This is a genomic window from Tenacibaculum aquaeponti, assembly GCF_052084715.1.
GTDB lineage: Bacteria > Bacteroidota > Bacteroidia > Flavobacteriales > Flavobacteriaceae > Polaribacter.
This window is the reverse complement of the sequence record NZ_CP197288.1, coordinates 301,075-319,783: the sequence shown is the minus strand read 5'-3', so window position 1 is coordinate 319,783 and position 18,709 is coordinate 301,075. Positions and strand designations below refer to the sequence as shown.

Annotated in this window: 19 protein-coding genes; 12 read left to right on the top strand and 7 right to left on the bottom strand. The window is 29.0% G+C overall.

Annotated features, from left to right (window positions below; translation table 11 throughout):
• The first annotated feature begins 28 nt into the window (after window positions 1-28).
• Both ACSIGC_RS01520 and ACSIGC_RS01515 read left to right on the top strand, forming a co-directional pair.
• Entirely contained in the window at window positions 29-1,240 is a 1,212-nt protein-coding gene (locus ACSIGC_RS01520; protein WP_442266418.1) for an RsmB/NOP family class I SAM-dependent RNA methyltransferase, read from the top strand.
• A gap of 2 nt (window positions 1,241-1,242) precedes the next feature.
• A complete protein-coding gene (locus ACSIGC_RS01515) occupies window positions 1,243-2,298 on the top strand; it encodes an endonuclease (protein WP_442266417.1) in 1,056 nt (351 codons plus the stop codon).
• 209 nt (window positions 2,299-2,507) lie between these two features.
• On the opposite strand, the gene ACSIGC_RS01510 is transcribed toward ACSIGC_RS01515, so the two are convergent.
• From ACSIGC_RS01510 to ACSIGC_RS01495, 4 genes are read right to left on the bottom strand one after another with little or no spacing between them, the layout of a single operon-like run.
• Window positions 2,508-3,341 (bottom strand): prohibitin family protein, encoded by an 834-nt coding sequence (locus ACSIGC_RS01510; RefSeq protein WP_299677843.1) that lies wholly within the window; start codon window positions 3,339-3,341, stop codon window positions 2,508-2,510.
• Window positions 3,342-3,351: 10 nt separating this feature from the next.
• A complete protein-coding gene (locus tag ACSIGC_RS01505) occupies window positions 3,352-3,744 on the bottom strand; it encodes an acyl-CoA thioesterase (protein WP_442266416.1) in 393 nt (130 codons plus the stop codon).
• A gap of 3 nt (window positions 3,745-3,747) precedes the next feature.
• Entirely contained in the window at window positions 3,748-3,927 is a 180-nt protein-coding gene (locus ACSIGC_RS01500) for a CPXCG motif-containing cysteine-rich protein (protein ID WP_442266415.1), read from the bottom strand.
• Window positions 3,927-5,942 (bottom strand): VWA domain-containing protein, encoded by a 2,016-nt coding sequence (locus tag ACSIGC_RS01495; protein ID WP_442266414.1) that lies wholly within the window; start codon window positions 5,940-5,942, stop codon window positions 3,927-3,929. Before ACSIGC_RS01495 ends, ACSIGC_RS01500 begins: the two co-directional genes overlap by 1 nt.
• Window positions 5,943-6,070: 128 nt before the next feature.
• On the opposite strand from ACSIGC_RS01495, the gene ACSIGC_RS01490 reads away from it, so the two are divergent.
• Window positions 6,071-6,415: a hypothetical protein gene (locus ACSIGC_RS01490; RefSeq protein ID WP_442266413.1), complete on the top strand. Its 345-nt coding sequence runs from the start codon at window positions 6,071-6,073 to the stop codon at window positions 6,413-6,415.
• Here the strand turns inward: ACSIGC_RS01490 and ACSIGC_RS01485 are convergent.
• Window positions 6,399-6,803, bottom strand: coding sequence for a group III truncated hemoglobin (locus ACSIGC_RS01485; RefSeq protein ID WP_442266412.1), 405 nt, complete (start codon window positions 6,801-6,803; stop codon window positions 6,399-6,401). The genes ACSIGC_RS01490 and ACSIGC_RS01485 overlap by 17 nt on opposite strands.
• A 77-nt stretch (window positions 6,804-6,880) precedes the next feature.
• Between ACSIGC_RS01485 and ACSIGC_RS01480 the strand changes: the two genes are divergently transcribed.
• The 8 genes from ACSIGC_RS01480 (at window position 6,881) to ACSIGC_RS01445 (ending at window position 15,490) form a co-directional block, all read left to right on the top strand.
• Window positions 6,881-7,477 carry a Crp/Fnr family transcriptional regulator gene (locus ACSIGC_RS01480; protein WP_442266411.1) on the top strand — a complete coding sequence of 199 codons (597 nt, stop codon included), beginning with the start codon at window positions 6,881-6,883 and terminating at the stop codon, window positions 7,475-7,477.
• Between the two features lie 117 nt (window positions 7,478-7,594).
• Window positions 7,595-9,766 (top strand): T9SS type A sorting domain-containing protein, encoded by a 2,172-nt coding sequence (locus ACSIGC_RS01475; protein ID WP_442266410.1) that lies wholly within the window; start codon window positions 7,595-7,597, stop codon window positions 9,764-9,766.
• A 124-nt stretch (window positions 9,767-9,890) separates the two neighbouring features.
• Entirely contained in the window at window positions 9,891-11,234 is a 1,344-nt protein-coding gene (gene purB / locus ACSIGC_RS01470; RefSeq protein ID WP_442266409.1) for an adenylosuccinate lyase, read from the top strand.
• Entirely contained in the window at window positions 11,234-11,665 is a 432-nt protein-coding gene (locus tag ACSIGC_RS01465; protein WP_442266408.1) for a hypothetical protein, read from the top strand. Before purB ends, ACSIGC_RS01465 begins: the two co-directional genes overlap by 1 nt.
• Window positions 11,666-11,712: 47 nt before the next feature.
• Window positions 11,713-12,036: a hypothetical protein gene (locus tag ACSIGC_RS01460; protein WP_442266407.1), complete on the top strand. Its 324-nt coding sequence runs from the start codon at window positions 11,713-11,715 to the stop codon at window positions 12,034-12,036.
• A gap of 41 nt (window positions 12,037-12,077) precedes the next feature.
• A complete protein-coding gene (locus ACSIGC_RS01455; protein ID WP_442266406.1) occupies window positions 12,078-14,480 on the top strand; it encodes a TonB-dependent receptor in 2,403 nt (800 codons plus the stop codon).
• Window positions 14,481-14,513: 33 nt separating this feature from the next.
• Complete coding sequence (locus tag ACSIGC_RS01450) at window positions 14,514-15,071, top strand: type 1 periplasmic binding fold superfamily protein (protein WP_442266405.1); 558 nt, start codon at window positions 14,514-14,516, stop codon at window positions 15,069-15,071.
• Window positions 15,072-15,172: 101 nt separating this feature from the next.
• The gene (locus ACSIGC_RS01445; protein WP_442266404.1) at window positions 15,173-15,490 is read left to right on the top strand and encodes a hypothetical protein; all 318 of its coding nucleotides are present in this window, start codon (window positions 15,173-15,175) and stop codon (window positions 15,488-15,490) included.
• Between the two features lie 17 nt (window positions 15,491-15,507).
• Here the strand turns inward: ACSIGC_RS01445 and ACSIGC_RS01440 are convergent, their stop codons facing one another.
• Both ACSIGC_RS01440 and ACSIGC_RS01435 read right to left on the bottom strand, forming a co-directional pair.
• Window positions 15,508-16,815, bottom strand: coding sequence for an MFS transporter (locus tag ACSIGC_RS01440; protein ID WP_442267737.1), 1,308 nt, complete (start codon window positions 16,813-16,815; stop codon window positions 15,508-15,510).
• A 68-nt stretch (window positions 16,816-16,883) separates the two neighbouring features.
• Window positions 16,884-17,720 carry a M48 family metallopeptidase gene (locus tag ACSIGC_RS01435; protein ID WP_442266403.1) on the bottom strand — a complete coding sequence of 279 codons (837 nt, stop codon included), beginning with the start codon at window positions 17,718-17,720 and terminating at the stop codon, window positions 16,884-16,886.
• A gap of 120 nt (window positions 17,721-17,840) precedes the next feature.
• Here ACSIGC_RS01435 and ACSIGC_RS01430 point away from each other — a divergent pair, with 120 nt between their 5' ends.
• On the top strand, window positions 17,841-18,707 hold the full coding sequence (locus ACSIGC_RS01430; RefSeq protein WP_442266402.1) for an alpha/beta hydrolase: 867 nt from the start codon (window positions 17,841-17,843) through the stop codon (window positions 18,705-18,707).
• Window positions 18,708-18,709 lie beyond the last annotated feature (2 nt).

Below are 18,709 nucleotides of genomic sequence, written 5' to 3'. Positions count from 1 at the left end.
AGTATCTTTGCAGCCCAAAATAAAACGAATGAGACTACATAGAAATTTAGTTTTTGCTGTAATAGACAGTCTAAGAGACATTTTCAACGAAGGTGTTTATGCAGATAAAGGTGTTGAAACAGCTTTACGAAGAGACAAGCGCTGGGGCGCTAGAGACCGTAAATTTGTTGCTGAAACTATTTATGAAATTGTTCGTTGGAAACGATTATATGCAGAAATAGCTAATGTAAAAGAACCTTTCTCTCGTCAAGATTTATGGCGTTTGTTTTCAGTTTGGTGTGTTTTAAGAGGTATTCAATTACCAGATTGGAACCAAATTGAACCTACTCCAAATAGAAGAATCAAAGGAAAATTTGATGAGTTATCAAAAATCAGAAAATTTAGAGAATCTATTCCTGATTGGATCGATGATGTTTGCTTAAGTGAATTAGGAGAAAAAGTATGGACTAAAGAAATTGCTTCTTTAAATAAGCAAGCTGAAGTTATTTTAAGAACTAATACTTTAAATACTACCAAAGAAAATCTAAGAAGTAAATTACAAGCTGAAGGGATTGATACTGAATTTATAAAAGGATATCCTGATGCATTAAAATTAGTAGAACGTGCTAATGTATTTAAAACAGAAAGTTTCAAAAAAGGATTTTTTGAAGTTCAAGATGCTTCTTCTCAATTGGTTGCTTCTTATTTAGAAGTTGAACCAGGTATGAAAGTAATAGATACTTGTGCAGGTGCTGGAGGTAAAACATTACACCTTGCTTCTTTAATGAAAAATAAAGGGCAAATTATTGCCATGGATATTTACGAAAGTAAACTAAAAAAACTAAAAGTTAGAGCTCGTAGAAATGGTGTTCATAATATTGATACTAGAGTAATTGACTCTACGAAAACTATTAAAAAACTTTACAATAAAGCAGATCGCGTTTTAATTGACGCTCCTTGTTCAGGGTTAGGAGTAATTCGTAGAAATCCAGATAGTAAATGGAAATTACAACCTGAGTTTTTAGATAACATTAAAAATGTTCAGCAAGAAGTATTACAAAGTTACTCTAAAATGGTTAAACCAGGCGGAAAATTAGTATACGCTACTTGTTCTGTTTTACCATCAGAAAACCAACAACAAGTCGAATTTTTCTTAGCATCAGACGCAGGAAAAGATTTTACTTTCGTGCATGATAAGAAAGTATTATCTCATGAATCTGGTTTTGATGGATTTTATATGGCTTTATTAGAAAAAAAGTAAGCATGATTAAAAAACTATTCTTTTTATTTTTTACATTTTATTTCTTTGTTGGATTTTCACAACAAAGTTATTATAATGATGTAGACTTAACTAAATCTGGATTAACTCTTAAAGATGAGTTAGCTACAAAAATTACAGCTACTCATACTAACTTTTTATCCTATACCCCTGGTGTTTGGGAAGCCTCAAGAAAAACAGATGTAAACCCAGAAAATGCTAATGAAGTTATTTTAATTTATGGATATAGTACTTCAGGCGTAACTGCGAGAACTAGAGGAATTAATGAAAACGGAGGAAGTGCTGGTGATTGGAACAGAGAACACGTATATCCTCGAAGTTTAGCTAACCCTTCATTATCTACAAGTTCACCTGGAGCAGGTACTGATGCACATAGTTTACGTCCATCTGATGTAGATCATAATAGAGATAGAGGAAATTTAGCTTTTGTGGAAAGTACTGGAAACTCTCGAAGAGTAAATGGTGGCTGGTATCCTGGTGATGAGTGGAAAGGTGATGTAGCTAGAATGATGATGTATATGTATTTACGTTATGGAGATAGATGTTTACCTACAGTAGTTGGAATTGGGAGTTCTGCAAGTACACCTGATGACATGATCGATTTATTTTTAAAATGGAATGCTGAAGATCCAGTTTCTGAAATTGAAGATAATAGAAATACTTACCATGGTGATACAACTAATACCTATGCACAAGGAAATAGAAATCCTTTTATTGACAATCCGAATTTAGCAACTCAAATTTGGGGCGGACCTGTAGCAGAAAACAGATGGGCAACGGCTAGTGTTTCTGAGGAACAAACATTAAAAGCTCGTGTATTTCCTAATCCATCAGTTAACGGTAAAATTACTATTTTCTCTAACGAATCTGGAATTAATGACATTAGAGTATATTCTATTTTAGGAAAAGAAGTTTACGCTAAAAAGAATCCTAATTTTGATGATAAAGCATTTGACATTGAAAACTTAAATAGCGGAATTTATCTTCTTAAAATTAAAAATAATAATAAGTTTACTATAAAGAAGATTATTATAAATTAATTTAGAAAAGGCACTCTAACGAGTGTCTTTTTTTGTATTGATTTAGATTATAAATGTAAAAAAGCCCAAGGTGAATTCCTTGGGCTTTTCAATCAACTATCAAAAACTAACTAATCACTAACTTACAGGAAGTAATTACATATAAGACGACCAATTACCAATCTAGTTACGCTTTTGAAATTGAATTAACTTTTTTTTAAGAAGTTCTCTTATTGATTTCCTAAAATTATAGGCATTCCGTTCTTTCCAGAACCAATTAATACCACTTTACTGTTAGAAGACTCCGATAACTTCAATGTAGCTTCGATTCCTTTTTCTTGTAAAATCTTATCCGTTAATGAAGCACTTAAAATACGGTTTGCAGCTGCTTTACCTTCAGCATCTATTCGTTGTCTTTCTGCTTCTTTTTTAGCTTTAGCAATTCTAAATTCATATTCTAATGCTTCTTGCTCTTGCTTTAATTTACGCTCAATTGCGTTTTTAATTGTTGGAGGTAATTCCACATCACGAACTAAAACTTCATTTAATTGAATATACTGCTTGTCTAAAATTTTCTTAGTTTCAATAAAAATCTCTTGCTGAATTACATCTCTCTTACTTGAATATAATTGCTCTGGAGTATAACGTCCAACCACACTTCTAGCAGCAGACCTAATTGCTGGTTTAATTACACGATCTAAATAATTTTCTCCTTTTTCTTTATGCAATCTTGCTAAATTATTAATCTGTGGCTGATACCAAGCAGAAGCATCTAATCGGATTTCTAATCCGTTTGAAGATAATACTTGCATTTGCTCAAACAATTCTTGTTGCCTTACTTCGTAAACGTATACTTTATTCCATGGTAATACAAAGTGAAAACCTTCATCCATGTAAGGTTCATCTACAACTACTCCACCTCCAAAAGTTTTGTATAAAACACCCGCTTTTCCAGAATTAATTGTTTCTGTTGATTTTGCTATGAAAATCATTAATACAAATGCTATTGGTATTAATAATATTCCACGCTTAGGAAAATTTAAATTTGGTTGTCTGTTATTCATAATTTTAAATTTATTTTTCTTCTAATCTATCTTTAACGTATTCTATTTTAGTTTTCCCATGTGGTACAGGATTTCCTTCATCATCTAAACTTACCATAATAATTTTATCAATTGTAATAATATCTTTCCTTGTAAGTTTGTTTCTTACCTTACAACCTAAAGTAATTGACGTCCTTCCAAATTTCACCACATCAATTCCAATTTCAATAATATCTCCTTGACGAGCAGAACTTACAAAATCTATTTCCGACATAAATTTTGTTACTGTTCTTGGAATTTCTAATTGTATAATTGCATACAAAGCAACTTCTTCATCTATCCATTGTAATAATCTTCCTCCGAATAATGTTCTGTTAGGATTTAAATCTTCGGGTTTCACCCATTTTCTTGTATGAAATTTCATAAACTATTGTTCTATATTAATTGATTGAAAACCGACTAATTCTCCACCATCAAACTGAGTAATAATTTGAATAGGATTACAGCAAATTTCACAGTCTTCGATATATGTTTCTGACAAACTTGAATCTAACAACATTGAGATTTCCTCCCAACAATACGGGCATTGAAAAAAATGTTCTTTCATTAAATTTTACCAAAGAATTTTCGTGTAAACCATTCTATTGCCAATAAAGCAATTGCTAAAAGCAAAATCCATTTCCAATTAATTAGATCTTGTTCTCTCTTTTCTAACTTTTGAATTGTAACCAATTTTTCATTAGCTACTAAATCTTGCAGTAATACTTCTTTTTGATCTTTAAAAAACAATTTTCCTCCAGAATTTTCTGCTAAAACATTTAGTTTTTTATGATTTGCATTGGAGAATTGTTCTTCTATTTGAAAATCTGCAACTTTAAACTTTCCTGATTTAGATACGGTTTGCCCAAGTACATTTACTCGATAAGTATAATCTCCAGAATCTAAACCTTCGATACTTACTTTGTAAGAACTATTCATCAAAGAAAAAGGGTATACTTTTTGTTCTTTTGTTTCCTCGTTTTTCACTAGAATCTCTAAAGAAGCTCTGTTGTCAAACTTGTAATTTTTATCTAAATATAAAGCAGAAACATTTATCTTATCATTAGCTAAATATAAATTGTCTAGTTTTACATCTAAACGTCTTCTCTTTTTATTTGAATTTAAATATTGAACTAAGTTTCCTAAAAACTCATCGAAAACTTCAAAAGAATTTTCTCTAATAAAACTAGAAGCTCTCCATTTCCAAATTCCTTCTCCAAAAAGCACAGCATATTTTGTATCATTTTTATCAAAAGTCGTTAATAATGGATTCGAGGTATTTATTCCTTTTAATCTTTGATACAATAATGGGCTATGCTCTTTAATTGCAATTGATCCAAATTTATCTTTTAGTGGCGGAAAACCATCAAAACCAATATCTTCTTGTAAATAGGTTAAAAAATTTGTATTGTAAACCGGGCGATAATTTTCTGTTTGATTAATTGCTTTTTTATTAAAACTGTACCCTAAAGAATTAATTAAATCCCAATTCGTTTTAGAGCCTGTTACTAAAAGAAAATTAGACTTTCTTTCTTGTAAATACTTTTTAAAATATGCATTAGGCTGATAAAAAACGACTAATTGATAGTCTTTTAAATCTCCTTTAAATTCATTTACTTGAACAAGCTCTACTTTTCTTTGTTTGTTACTTTCTATAGATTTTTTAAGCGCACCTAAATCAGGATGAATAATTGAAGAAAGTATTAAAACTTTAGATTGCTCATCTATTACTTCTACAGTAAAATTCTTTGTGTTATTTCTTACATTTTTCTCTTTATCTAACTTAGTTAATGACGCAGAGTAATAATGTACTCCTTCTTTATCTGAATTTAATTCCGCAGTAATTACAGTCGACTTTTTATTTGGTGATAATTCAACAGTTTTACTAAAAACTTTTGTTCCTCTCTTATAGATAGAAAAAATAGATTTCACTTCTGCTCTCCCTTCATAGTTAATGAAAGCTTCTACCGGAAATTTATTATTTAAATAACTATACTTATTTACATTTAGCTGACTTATTCTGATATCTTGATATTGAATAGTATCTCCTAATACAACAGGATAAACAGTTTTTTGTGAATTCAAAAACTCATAATCTTCTCCTAAAGTTTGGTTTCCGTCTGAAAGTAAAACTATAGTTCCTTCATTATTCTTTTGTAACTCATTGATGGATTTTATAGCCTTAGTAATATTCGTGTTTTTATCAGAAAAAGTTACACTATCTAATTTCTCAACCTGATTACCAAATGTGTAAAAATCAACATCAAACTTATCATTAACAACATCATTCTTTTTTAAATCTTCTACAAAAGAATTCACAAAATCAGTCTCTTTAAAAAATTGAGTTGATGACGAATTGTCAACCAAAACAGATAATGATGGTTTTACATTTTTAGTAGTTGTTAATTCTATTTTCGGGTTTATTAATAATAGTAGAATTAAGAAAATACTTAAAACTCTTAAAAAGAATAATAAAATCGTAATTTTTGATGTCTTTTTTACTTTAAAAAAGTATTGAAAAAAACCAACACCTAAACTTACTAATAAAGCTAAAATGATATAAACTAGAGTTTCTGTTTGCACATTAAAAAATTTGAAATGTGAAGATATGAATAACCTTTAACATAATTTATTTGAAATCTTCTTAAATATGATTTTGGTCATAAAATTTTAACTTTTCTGAAAGTAGCTTTGTATTAAAATTAAATATCATGATCACAACAGATAACACCGCAATTCAAAATATCACTTATACAAAGCCAACAAATATTATTGACTTAATTAACAATAAAATTAAAGCTGAACAAGAAAATGCTTTTGGAATTACAGTATTACTCATTATGATAAGTACTATGATCGCTTCAGCAACTGCAGCACTTGCAATTCACCATCAATTTTCTTTTGTTTATTTAGCATTAGCTTTAGTAACAGCTATGGGAACAAATGCAACTGCATTTAGTCAAAGTCCGTTTAAATATGTAGCCTGGGCGGGAATTATTAGTATTACTACTAATATTATTTTAATTGTAATGCAATTAATTAACCTATATTTTTAGGTTTATTTTCATAAATTTTAAAGAAGAGCATAGAAGCTATATTTCGTGCTCTTTCTTTAGCTTGATGAGCTTTTTCTCCAATAAATAATTCATCTATTGTAGTAAACCATAATTGCAACCATCTACCAAAATGTTCCTGAGAAATTTTAAAGTTAGAATTTGCATCTACATCTCTGTGTTTCTGAATTGGATTTCCTTTAAATTTTCGAACAAAAAACAAATTAGTTTCCCAGAAATCAGTTAGATGCTCTAAATGATTATTCCATTCACTTTCAGGAATTGCATTTAAAAAAAAATGTCCTATAATTTCATCTTTTTTTATTTTATCATAAAAAGAAGAAACTAATAAATAAACATCTGCTCGGTTAACTATTTCTTTTTTAATCATTGATCGAAATATATAAATTACTGTGGTAAAATTATATCTTTAGTACAATTAAACTTTATGATTATAGTCATAATATTATGATACCTGAAACACTTTTAATTGAATATAATGCTACTTTGAAAACTTTTGATAAAGATGAGATTATCTTTTCAGAGGGAGAATTTGCTAGAAATTATTATCAAGTTAAACATGGAATTGTCAAAATGAATAACTTTAATGATGATGCTAAAGAATTCATTCAAGGTGTTTTTTATAAGGAACAAAGTTTTGGAGAACCTCCTTTGTTTATTAATGTTAAATACCCAGCCAATGCAACAGCTATAGAAAAGAGTACAATATATATTTTACCCAAAGAAAAGTTCTACGAATTACTACAAAACAATAAAGAAGTACATTTTAAAATCACAGAAAGCCTTGCAAAAAGACTATACTACAAAGCCATAATAGCTTCAGAAATTTCTAGTCAAGAACCATCACATCGAATTTTAAGGTTTTTCGACTATCTAAAAAACGATGTTTTTAAACAAGAAGGAAAATTCACATTAAAAATAAACTATACGCGTCAGCAAATATCAGACATTTTAGGTTTACGTGTAGAGACTGTAATACGAACTATAAAACAATTAGAAAAACAAGGAGAAGTAAAAATTGAAAATAGAAAAGTTTACAGATAAATGTATTTAATTAGCTTTATTTTAATTTAATAACTACTTTAAATCTTATTAAAAAAAATAAAATTATTATTTTTGAATGAATTGCTAATTATATTATACTATTAATATTAAAAACTGATGTTAAAAAAATTACTATTACTTTTTGTTTTAAGTTGCTATACTATTACTTTGAATTCGCAACACACAATTAACCAATCACACTCTATCGCAAGAAAATGGAATGAAGTACTTTTAGAAGCTATCAGAAAAGATTTTGCTAGACCTACGGTACATGCCCGAAATTTATTTCATTCTTCTATTGCCATGTTTGATACTTGGGCGTTATATAACAGAAGTGATAGTAGACCTTACTTCTTAGAGAAATACAACCTTCCTAATAACTTTGATTCAACTATAAAAACAGAAAAAAATGAATCTATAGTTAAAACAATGAGTTATGCAATGTATAATCTTATAAAACATCGATTTGAAAAATCTCCAAGATATTTCTGGACTTTAGCTAACATGAATGCATTGATGGAATCTTTGAATTTAGACATCAACAAAATAGATTTAAATTTCCATGATGAACCAAATGCTATTTCTTTAGGAAACTTAATAGCATCTGTAATTATTGAATTTGGTTTAAACGATGGTTCAAATGAAATTAATGGTTATTCAAATGAATTTTATTTACCAACAAACCCTTTTCTAATTCCAACTGATAGTGGTAATTCCACAATTATCAATCCTGATAAATGGCAACCATTATCTTTAAGAACTTTTATCGATCAAAGTGGCAATATTGTACATGGTGTACCAGATTTTTTAAGTCCTGAATGGGGAAATGTTGTTCCTTTTTCTTTGACTGAAGAAGATTATGTTGTTAAAACAAAAAATGGTAATAAATATAAAGTTTACAACGACCCGAATTCTCCTCCTCTTTTAAGCGATAATATTACTGCAGAATTTTATAAATGGGGATTCTCTCTAGTTTCCATTTGGGGATCACATTTAACAAGTGAAGATAATACACTTGTTGATATTTCACCTGGAGCAATGGGAAATATTAATATATCCGATTTTCCAAAAAATTATAATGATTATCCTAATTTTTATAATTTAAAAAATGGTGGTGATATTGGTAAAGGAAGAACAATTAATCCAATAACCAATACAGTGTATACTCCAAATTTGGTTAAAAGAGGGGATTATGCTAGAGTTATTGCAGAATTTTGGGCTGATGGACCTGATTCTGAAACGCCTCCTGGACATTGGTTTACCATTTTAAACGAAAAAGTTAGTGATCAAATTTCTAATAAAAAAATAGCTGGCTATAATAAAATTATTGACGACTTAGAATGGGATGTAAAATCTTACTTTTTACTTGGTGGAGCAATGCATGATGCCGCAATAAGCGCATGGAGTATTAAAGGTTGGTATGATTATGTAAGACCAATATCTTCAATTCGTTATATGGTAGGTTTAGGACAGAGTACAGATAACACTTTAGCTAATTATCATGAAAATGGAATTCCTCTTGTTGAAGGTTTAGTTGAAGTTGTTAAAACTGGAGATCCTCTTAGTGGTGATCAAAATCAAAATGTTGGAAAAATTAAATTATATACCTGGAGAGGTCATGATTATATTAATAATCCTTCAGTTGAATATGCTGGGGTTGATTGGATTTTAGGAGAGAATTGGTGGCCATATCAAAGACCTTCTTTTGTAACTCCTCCATTTGCTGGTTATGTTTCAGGGCACTCTACTTTTTCAAGAGCTGCAGCTAAAGTATTAACATTATTAACAGGTAGTGAATATTTTCCAAATGGTATGGGAACTTTTTTAGCTAAACAAAATGATTTTCTAGTATTTGAAGAAGGTCCTAGTCAAGATATTGAATTACAATGGGCAACCTATTTCGATGCTTCAGACCAATCTAGTCTATCTAGAATTTGGGGAGGAATACATCCTCCAGCAGATGATATACCTGGTAGATTAATTGGCGAAGCTGTAGGAGAAAAAGCTTACAATCACGGAATAACTTTTTTTAAACCTTATGCTTCAACTATTACAAAACAAATAGTTTATCCAAATCCAATAAATGTAGACAACTCACTTAATATATCTCAAACAAATAGTACAGATACTTTTAGACTATACAATAATTTAGGTAAATTAATTCAATTCCGAACAATTATTTTTGATGAAAATACACAACAAACAAAAATAACCTTTACTTCAAACACAAAAGGAATTTACTTTATAAAACAAAATGAAGATAAAATATTTAAAGTCATCATTTATTAACATCATAAGAGAAGTATCTGTTTTAAAAATTAAGAACTTAAAAACTATCTAAAATTACTATTTAATAAATTCATATATAAGCATAGTATTTTCTATTTTTGTCGTTTGAACACAACACACTAATATGAGTTTAACTACATTAAATGCCATCTCTCCTATCGATGGTCGATATAGAAACAAAGTAGATCAACTAGCAAATTATTTTTCTGAAGAAGCACTTATTAAATACAGAGTTAAAGTAGAAATAGAATACTTTATCGCTTTATGTGAAATTCCTTTACCACAATTACAAGATATTGATAAAAACTTATATCCAGAATTGCGTAACATATATTCAGATTTCACTACTGAAGATGCTTTAAAAATTAAAGAAATAGAAAGTGTAACAAATCACGATGTAAAAGCTGTTGAATATTTTATAAAAGAAAAGTTTGATGCTTTAAACTTATCAAAATATAAAGAGTTTATTCATTTTGGATTAACTTCCCAAGATATTAATAATACTGCTATTCCTCTATCTATTAAAGATGCTGTAGAAGAAGTATATTTTCCTACGTTAGATAATTTAACTTCTAAATTAGCCGATTTAGCCGAAGAATGGGATGATATTCCTATGTTAGCTAGAACTCACGGTCAACCAGCTTCTCCTACAAGATTAGGCAAAGAATTATTCGTTTTTGTAGAACGTATTAATCAGCAAATATTATTCTTACAGCACATACCCAATGCAGCTAAATTTGGTGGAGCAACAGGAAATTACAATGCACATAAAGTAGCTTATCCTGATATTGATTGGAAAGCTTTTGGAACTTCATTTGTTGAAGAAGTTTTAGAATTACACCATTCTTTCCCTACTACACAAATTGAGCATTATGATCATATGGCTAGTTTATTCGACGCTATGAAACGTGTGAATACTATCCTTATTGATTTAGATCGTGATATTTGGACATACATTTCAATGGATTATTTTAAACAAAAAATTAAAAAAGGTGAAGTAGGTTCTTCTGCTATGCCACATAAAGTAAATCCAATTGATTTTGAAAACTCTGAAGGAAACTTAGGAATAGCTAATGCTATATTTGAACACTTAGCTGGTAAGCTACCTGTTTCGCGTATGCAACGTGATTTAACTGACAGTACTGTATTACGAAATGTTGGAGTTCCTTTCGGACATACTTTAATTGCTTTTAAGGCTACTTTAAAAGGTTTGAATAAATTATTATTAAATCAACAAAAGTTTGAAAACGATTTAGAAAATAATTGGGCTGTTGCTGCTGAAGCAATTCAGACTATTTTAAGACGAGAAGCTTATCCTAACCCTTATGAGGCTTTAAAAGGACTAACAAGAACTAATGAAAAAATTACGCAACAATCTATTGCTAATTTTATAGATACTTTAGAAGTTTCAGATGCTATAAAATCTGAATTAAAACAAATTACTCCATCAAATTACACTGGAATTTAATGAAATATTTAATCTTATCTTTTCTAGCTATAGTACTTACTTCTTGTAATATAAATACAGAAGGAAATCCTGAACGTTTTAAACACGGAACTTTTGAAATTCCTGCTGGAAACAATTACAGTAAAACTATTATAGTTAGAAAAGATAGTTTACAAATAGAATATTATACAAAAAAAGTAACTATTTCAACAGATACTACTGTATATGAAAAAGAGATTCAACATATAGACACTTTATTTATTACTTGGAGAAATAACTTTTCATATACATTGAAAATGAAAAACCCTAAAACAGATTTGGATAAAGATCCTATTTATGTTCAAATGAATAAAGTTACAGATTCATCTTATAATTATGTTTCAAGAATAGGGTTTTCAAAATTTAAACCTAAAGGAACTGTATTTATCAGCAAGATACCTTTTAAAAATTAAGTTAATTAATTGGATTTTAAAAATAAATCCTTTTAATTTGCGAATCAATGAAGACATTAAAGAAATATTTATCTGTAGTAATGTTACTTCTGTTGTTATTGAGTCCATCAATAATACAGCTAGTACATTCCTTTGATTCGGATCATATCGAATCTGAGATTTGTATTTCTGAAAACGATCAACACTTACATGAACATGAAGTAGAGTGTGAAATTTGTAAATTTAATTTTAATAGTTTCACAACTATAGATTTTACAAATACTACTTTTATTTCTTATGAAAAAATTGATTTTTTAACTAGTCTTTATACTTCTTTAGAATCCTATTTAAAATTATCATTTTCTCTTAGAGCCCCACCTTCTTTAGTTTAATTATACTAGTATTAGCATATAATTCAAACTAAACATTCATAATGAAATTCAATCACTATTTTTTGATTGTATTATTGTTTTTTTTATCAAATTCAATAATAGGTCAAAAATGCACATATACTTTTTCTGGGCTCGTTGAAGATTTCCATGACAAATCTCCCATAATTGATGCTACAGTTTACATAAAGAACCTTAATAGATATGCTGCCACTGATTTAGATGGTAAGTTTAAATTTAAGAATTTATGTAGTGGTAAATTAATTATAGAAGTTTCTCATGTAGCTTGTGATACACAAATTATCGAAATAAATCTAACAAAAAATACTTTTAAGATAATTGATTTAGAACATCACATTGAAGAATTAAAAGAAGTTCAGGTAAAATCTTCTAACGGAATAAAAACTAAAACATCACAAGAAACTTTAATTAAAGAAAGTACAATTGATGCATACAGTAATAGTAGTTTAGGAGATGCTTTAAAAGAAGTATCTGGTGTTTCATCTTTAAATACTGGAAATGCTATTGTTAAGCCTATTATAAATGGTTTACATAGTAGTAGAGTATTAATATCTGTAAATAATGTTAGATTACAAGATCAAGACTGGGGAATAGAACATGCTCCAAATATTGATATTAATGCAGCGGGTAGTATTTCTCTTATTAAAGGTGCTAGTGCACTTGAATATGCTGGTGATGCCATTGGCGGTGTTGTTGTTGTTAATCCTGCTAAAATAATCGTAAAAGATTCTTTACACGGAAAAACAATTTTATCTCAGCAAACTAATGGTAGCCTTACCTCTGTAAGCACTTCAATTAATAAATCCTTTGAGAAAGGTTGGTTTGTAAATGGACAAGCTTCATTAAAAAGAGCCGGAGATTTTGAAGCCCCTGATTATAATTTAACAAATACAGGATTAAAATCTTTAGGTTTATCTTTTAACACTGGCTTTAAAAGATTTGATAAAGGCTATGATATTTATTACAGTTATTTATCAAATGAAATAGGGATTTTAAGAGCTGCTCATATAGGGAATACAGCTGATTTAATTAGAGCTATTAATAACGACATTCCTTTAGTGATAAAGGATTTCAGCTACGATATTAACAACCCTAAACAAGATGTTACACATCAACTCTTTAAAGCTAACTTTTACAAAAGATTTAAAGGCCTTGGAAAACTTTCTTTACAATATGATTTTCAACATAATCAGCGTAAAGAATTTGACATAAGGCGTGGTGGAAGAAGTAATATTGCTGCAACAGACCTTACATTAAAAACTCATAATGTAAAAGCTGACATGAAGTTTGATGCTAATCCGAACAAGATATTCAAAATTGGGATTTCTGGCGGATACCAAAATAATTTTCCTGACCCTGAAACAGGAGTAAGACGACTAATACCTGACTATGATAAGTATAATGTGGGAGTTTATACTATATCTGAATTAATTTTTTTTAATGGTTTAATTTTTTCATCAGGTATCAGATACGACTTTAATCATATTAACGCAAAGAAGTTTTACTTAAAATCTAGATGGAATTCACTCAATTATGATCAAGATTTTAATTCTATAATAATAGATGACAGAGGATCACAATTCTTAACAAATCCAACTTTTAATTATCATAATATATCAGCTTCAGTTGGACTGTCTTATGAATTCAACCAAAAAAACTCTTTACTATTTAATTATGGTTTATCAAATAGAGCTCCAAATCCTGCTGAATTATTTAGTGATGGTTTACATCACTCTGCAGCTAGAATTGAGTTAGGAGATTTACGTATCCGTCCAGAATCTTCCCATAGAATTTCAACAACTTATAAATTTACAAGTGAAAAATTCAAAGCTTCTATAGAAGGCTTTTACAACTTTATTGACGATTTTATTTACATAGAACCTACTACTTCAGAAACTACAATTAGAGGTGCCTTTGTAGTATGGTCTTATAAACAAACTAAAGCCAATTTATTTGGTTTAGACACTGATTTATCGTACCAAATTAATGATAATTTTTTAATTAGGAACAAATCTTCTTATATCAAAGGAGATGATTTAACTAATGATAGACCATTAATTGATATACCAGCATTTAAAACCGTAAGTAATTTACAGTTTAATAAAAAAGAATGGAATAACTTTTTCGCAAATTTAGAAAGTGAATTTAACGCAAGACAAACACTGTTTCCAAATAATAATTTCACAACGTTTGTGGCTACAAGTAACACTAATGAATTAGTTGATATTAGCACCCCTCCAGATGCATATCATTTATTAAATTTTTCTAGTGGTTTTGAATTTAAATTATCAAAAACCAAAGTAGGAATAAATCTGTTTGTAAATAATATTTTAGATACTTCTTATAGAAATTACTTAAATCAATTACGATTTTTTGCTGATGATTTAGGTAGAAATTTTAAAATACAATTAAAACTCAATTATTAAATAGAACCTTAAATAAATTAAAAATATATTATTATGAAATCAATTAAATTATTAGCATTCTTATTTATCTCTTCATTAGTATTTACAGGGTGTTCTGACGATAAAACTCCTGAAGAAGTAAATGAAGAAGAAGTTATAACAACGATGACAATTACCTTAACACCAGATGGCGGTGGAACTGCTATAGTGTTAAAAACTCAAGATTTAGATGGTAACGGACCTAACTCACCAGTAATAACACCATCAAACGCAACTTTAGCAGCAAATACAACTTATAACGGCTCAATTGTAGTATTAAACGAAACTGAAAATCCTGCTGAAGATATCACAAAAGAAGTAGAAGAAGAAGCTAATGAACATCAGTTTTTTTATACTGCAGTAGGACCAAACGTCGCTTTTAACTATAAAACTCCTAACGATTCTAATAATAATCCTTTAGGAATAAACTTTAGTCTTGTAGCAGGTGAAGCTAGCTCAGGTACTATAACATTCACGTTAAAACACGAACCAACTAAACCAAATAATGGATTAGTAGAACAAGCTGGTGGAGAAACTGACATTGAAGCTACTTTTAATGTAACTATTCAATAATTAGTTCATACGAATTAATCAACCAAATAAAAAAAGAGCTTCTTTGTGAAGCTCTTTTTTTATTTACTAAATTTGAAGATAAACTTTAATGTATTATTGTTATGAACACTCCTTGTAAAGAAATGAGTATAGAAAATTATATTGATATTTTAAATAATAATCCAGAACTCAAAGAAAAATTAGTTAACATTGGTATTGTAGAAAATAATAATGGTGAAGCTATCATTAAACTCAAATATTATGACTTATTGACTGAGAAAGAAAAAGACTACCTAAATAAATCTTTTAAAAGCTTAAATAGAGAAAAATATACTCTGAAATATGGAATTGTAAAAGGTGAATTTTTTATTTGTTTTACAGATGAAATCTGTGACAACTGTCATAAAGCACTTACAGATGCAAGAAATGATTATAAATAACTAATAAATATATTTTTCTAAGACACATACTTTGTCTTTTTCAGTCTTAATAAAACTACTAAAGATGCAAAGAAGAAAATAGCTAAAGATAAAACACTCCATTGCATAGAGTTTGTAATGGCATTTAAGAAACCATAAACAAAGGTTCCTGTTACTATTGCAATTTTTTCAGTTACATCAAAAAAACTAAAATAAGTTGTGTTATCATTTGTTTCTGGAATTAATTTAGAATAAGTAGACCTTGCTAAAGATTGAATTGCTCCTAATACTAAACCTAAAACTCCTCCTAACAAATAAAAATAGACTAAAATATTATTTAAATCTTTATGTAAAAGAAATGCCCCAAAACAAACAAACATCCAAACAATAATAGTAATCGTTAAAGCTTTTATATTTCCAAATTTTTCAGATATTCTAGAAAAAAGAAAAGCACCTAAAATTGCCAAAACTTGAATAATTAATATGGTTCCTATTAGGTTAATTTTTCCTAACTTTAATTCTGCTGTTCCAAATAATGTAGCTGTTAAAATGATCGTTTGAACACCAACACTCAACAAAAAGAAAGCTATTAAAAAACGTTTTAAAACTGGATGATCTTTTTTTACTTCTTTCAATACTTTTTTAAGCTCTTGAAAGCCTTTCCATAAATACCCTTCTTCTAATTGATCTTTTGGTATTTTTTTATCTTTTGGTAATTTTTTAAAAGTAATTTGTGCAAAACCTAACCACCAAACTCCTACAAGTACAAAAGATAAACGTGTAGCCACTCCTTCTGTTAAGCCAAAAGAATCATGAAATATGACCAATGATAAACATAGAAGAAGTAATAAAATAGAACCGATATATCCATTTATAAAACCTCTTGCACTTACCCTATCATGATCTTCAGGATGTGCTATCTCTGGCAAATATGCATTGTAGAAAACAATACTTCCCCAAAAACCAATACTTGCTAAAATACTAGCTATAATCCCAATCCAAGTTGTAGATAAGCCTTCAAATAAATACAAACTCATAACAGATAAACTTCCTAACAAACAAAAGAATTTCATAAAACTCTTTTTATTTCCCCTGTAATCAGCAATACCTGATAAAATTGGTGAAATAATAGCTACAATTAAAAATGAAAATGATAATGCATAAGTATATAAAGAATTAGGATGTTCCCATTCTATACCGAGAAAACTTACAAAATTACCTTCAGTTACCGCATCATAATACATTGGAAAAATTGCTGTACTAATCACTAAAGAATAAACTGAATTTGCCCAATCATAAAAAGCCCAAGCTTTAATTACTTTTGAGTCTCCTTGTATTTTTACCATCACTTAGAAAAATTAAAAAACCGTTCTTATTTTAAGAACGGTTTGCAATATACTCAAAAAGTTACCTTTTATTTTTTTACTCCTATATTTTTTGTTTCAGCATTATATTTAGCTGCTAATTTTTTTGCTGTAGGTAAATATGCTTTTAAATCTACAATTCTTGTTTGGTTGTGTGGATGAGTGCTTAAAAATTCTGGGGGTGCTTTTCTACCCGATTTTTTAGCATTTTCACTCATACGAAACCAAACATTAACAGCTTCTTCTCCTTTATAACCTGCCATTATCATAAAAACTAAACCTAATTTATCTGCTTCAGTTTCATGAGTTCTACTAAATTTAAGCATTCCTAATTGAGATCCTACACCATAAGCCATATTCCATAAATTACGTTGCTTACTATTTGCTGTTCCTAGAGCTACTGCTAAACCTCCTAATTGTTGCATTTGAGCTGAAGACATTCTTTCTTGTCCATGTTTTGCAAATGCATGAGCAACCTCATGCCCCATTACTGCAGCAACTCCATTAGTATTAGCACATATAGGCATAATGCCTGTGTAAAAAACTACTTTTCCTCCTGGCATACACCAAGCATTAATTGTTTCATCATTAATCAAATTAAATTCCCATCGATAAGAATTAGCTTCAGAAGTCATTCCATTAGCTCTCATGAAACGATCAACAGCAGCAGCTATATTTTTACCTATTGATTTTAACTCTCTAGATTGCTTAGTATTTTTAATTAATTTACTACTATTTTCTTTTAAAAAACCACTATACTGTTGAAAACTCATAGGTAAAACTTGAGAATCACTTACAAAATTCACTCTCTTCCTTCCTGTAATTGGTACAGTACTACATTGAATGAATAATGTGATTACAGTTACTAAAGCTAAAATTCTTCTCATCTTTTTATTGATTTTTTGTTACTCTTTATTAAAATATGACTCAAATTTAGTGTAAAAGTCACTTTCTATGTTTTTAAAAATACAAAATTCTATCTTTACATTAAAAATATTCACCCGATAATGAAAACAGCTTCAAACAGAATTTTACCCCAAGGCTTAGCTATTCCAAATAAAGTCAAAAAAATAAGTAAAATTATTCAGTTTATTTCTCCTGCTTTGGCAACAAAGTTTTCTTTGAAATTATTTTCAACTCCTATCAAATTTCAATTACCTGAACGAGAAAAAACAATGTGGAAGAGTGCTCAAAAAAGCAGGTTAAAAGTTTCTTCTATCAATAAAGAGATTGATGTATTAACTTATGGTTACTCTACTAAAAAAATACTACTGGTTCATGGTTGGTGCGGTAGAAGTACACAGCTATTTATGATTGCAGATAAATTACTTGAAAAAGGATATATGGTAATTTCTTTTGACGCTCCAGCTCATGGTAAATCTGAAGGTAAAACTACTTTAATGCCTGAATTTATTGAAGCTATTCATGAAGTTAATAAAGAACACGGTCCTTTTGAAGCTGCCGTTGGTCATTCTTTGGGAGGAATGTCTTTATATTCTGCATATGCAGATGGCTTTAAAACAAATAAAATTATATCTATTGGCTCTGGAGATACGATCAGTGAAATTCTAATGAATTTTACAAACAATCTTACATTAAAACCTGAGATTGCTAAAAGAATGAAAAATTATTATGATAAGAAATTAGGTAAAGATATCGATTTAAATGCTAGCTCTGAAACAGCTAAACAAGTAGATATACCTACTTTAGTTGTTCATGATTCTTTAGATGGTGATGTGGCTGTAAGTTGTGCATACAGTATTCGTCAAAACTTAAACCAAGGTTCTATTTTAATCACGCAAGGATTAGGACACACAAAAATCTTACGTGATAAAGAAACCATGAATAGAGTTGTTGATTTTATAATTTCTTAAGT

What these genes read in the sequence shown, in the direction of transcription:
- ACSIGC_RS01520 (WP_442266418.1), top strand. Translation starts at nt 29, where the DNA reads ATGAGACTACATAGAAATTTAGTTTTTGCTGTAATAGACAGTCTAAGA.
- ACSIGC_RS01515 (WP_442266417.1), top strand. Translation starts at nt 1,243, where the DNA reads ATGATTAAAAAACTATTCTTTTTATTTTTTACATTTTATTTCTTTGTT.
- ACSIGC_RS01510 (WP_299677843.1), bottom strand. Translation starts at nt 3,341, where the DNA reads ATGAATAACAGACAACCAAATTTAAATTTTCCTAAGCGTGGAATATTA.
- ACSIGC_RS01505 (WP_442266416.1), bottom strand. Translation starts at nt 3,744, where the DNA reads ATGAAATTTCATACAAGAAAATGGGTGAAACCCGAAGATTTAAATCCT.
- ACSIGC_RS01500 (WP_442266415.1), bottom strand. Translation starts at nt 3,927, where the DNA reads ATGAAAGAACATTTTTTTCAATGCCCGTATTGTTGGGAGGAAATCTCA.
- ACSIGC_RS01490 (WP_442266413.1), top strand. Translation starts at nt 6,071, where the DNA reads ATGATCACAACAGATAACACCGCAATTCAAAATATCACTTATACAAAG.
- ACSIGC_RS01485 (WP_442266412.1), bottom strand. Translation starts at nt 6,803, where the DNA reads ATGATTAAAAAAGAAATAGTTAACCGAGCAGATGTTTATTTATTAGTT.
- ACSIGC_RS01480 (WP_442266411.1), top strand. Translation starts at nt 6,881, where the DNA reads ATGATACCTGAAACACTTTTAATTGAATATAATGCTACTTTGAAAACT.
- ACSIGC_RS01475 (WP_442266410.1), top strand. Translation starts at nt 7,595, where the DNA reads ATGTTAAAAAAATTACTATTACTTTTTGTTTTAAGTTGCTATACTATT.
- purB (WP_442266409.1), top strand. Translation starts at nt 9,891, where the DNA reads ATGAGTTTAACTACATTAAATGCCATCTCTCCTATCGATGGTCGATAT.
- ACSIGC_RS01465 (WP_442266408.1), top strand. Translation starts at nt 11,234, where the DNA reads ATGAAATATTTAATCTTATCTTTTCTAGCTATAGTACTTACTTCTTGT.
- ACSIGC_RS01460 (WP_442266407.1), top strand. Translation starts at nt 11,713, where the DNA reads ATGAAGACATTAAAGAAATATTTATCTGTAGTAATGTTACTTCTGTTG.
- ACSIGC_RS01455 (WP_442266406.1), top strand. Translation starts at nt 12,078, where the DNA reads ATGAAATTCAATCACTATTTTTTGATTGTATTATTGTTTTTTTTATCA.
- ACSIGC_RS01450 (WP_442266405.1), top strand. Translation starts at nt 14,514, where the DNA reads ATGAAATCAATTAAATTATTAGCATTCTTATTTATCTCTTCATTAGTA.
- ACSIGC_RS01445 (WP_442266404.1), top strand. Translation starts at nt 15,173, where the DNA reads ATGAACACTCCTTGTAAAGAAATGAGTATAGAAAATTATATTGATATT.
- ACSIGC_RS01440 (WP_442267737.1), bottom strand. Translation starts at nt 16,815, where the DNA reads ATGGTAAAAATACAAGGAGACTCAAAAGTAATTAAAGCTTGGGCTTTT.
- ACSIGC_RS01435 (WP_442266403.1), bottom strand. Translation starts at nt 17,720, where the DNA reads ATGAGAAGAATTTTAGCTTTAGTAACTGTAATCACATTATTCATTCAA.
- ACSIGC_RS01430 (WP_442266402.1), top strand. Translation starts at nt 17,841, where the DNA reads ATGAAAACAGCTTCAAACAGAATTTTACCCCAAGGCTTAGCTATTCCA.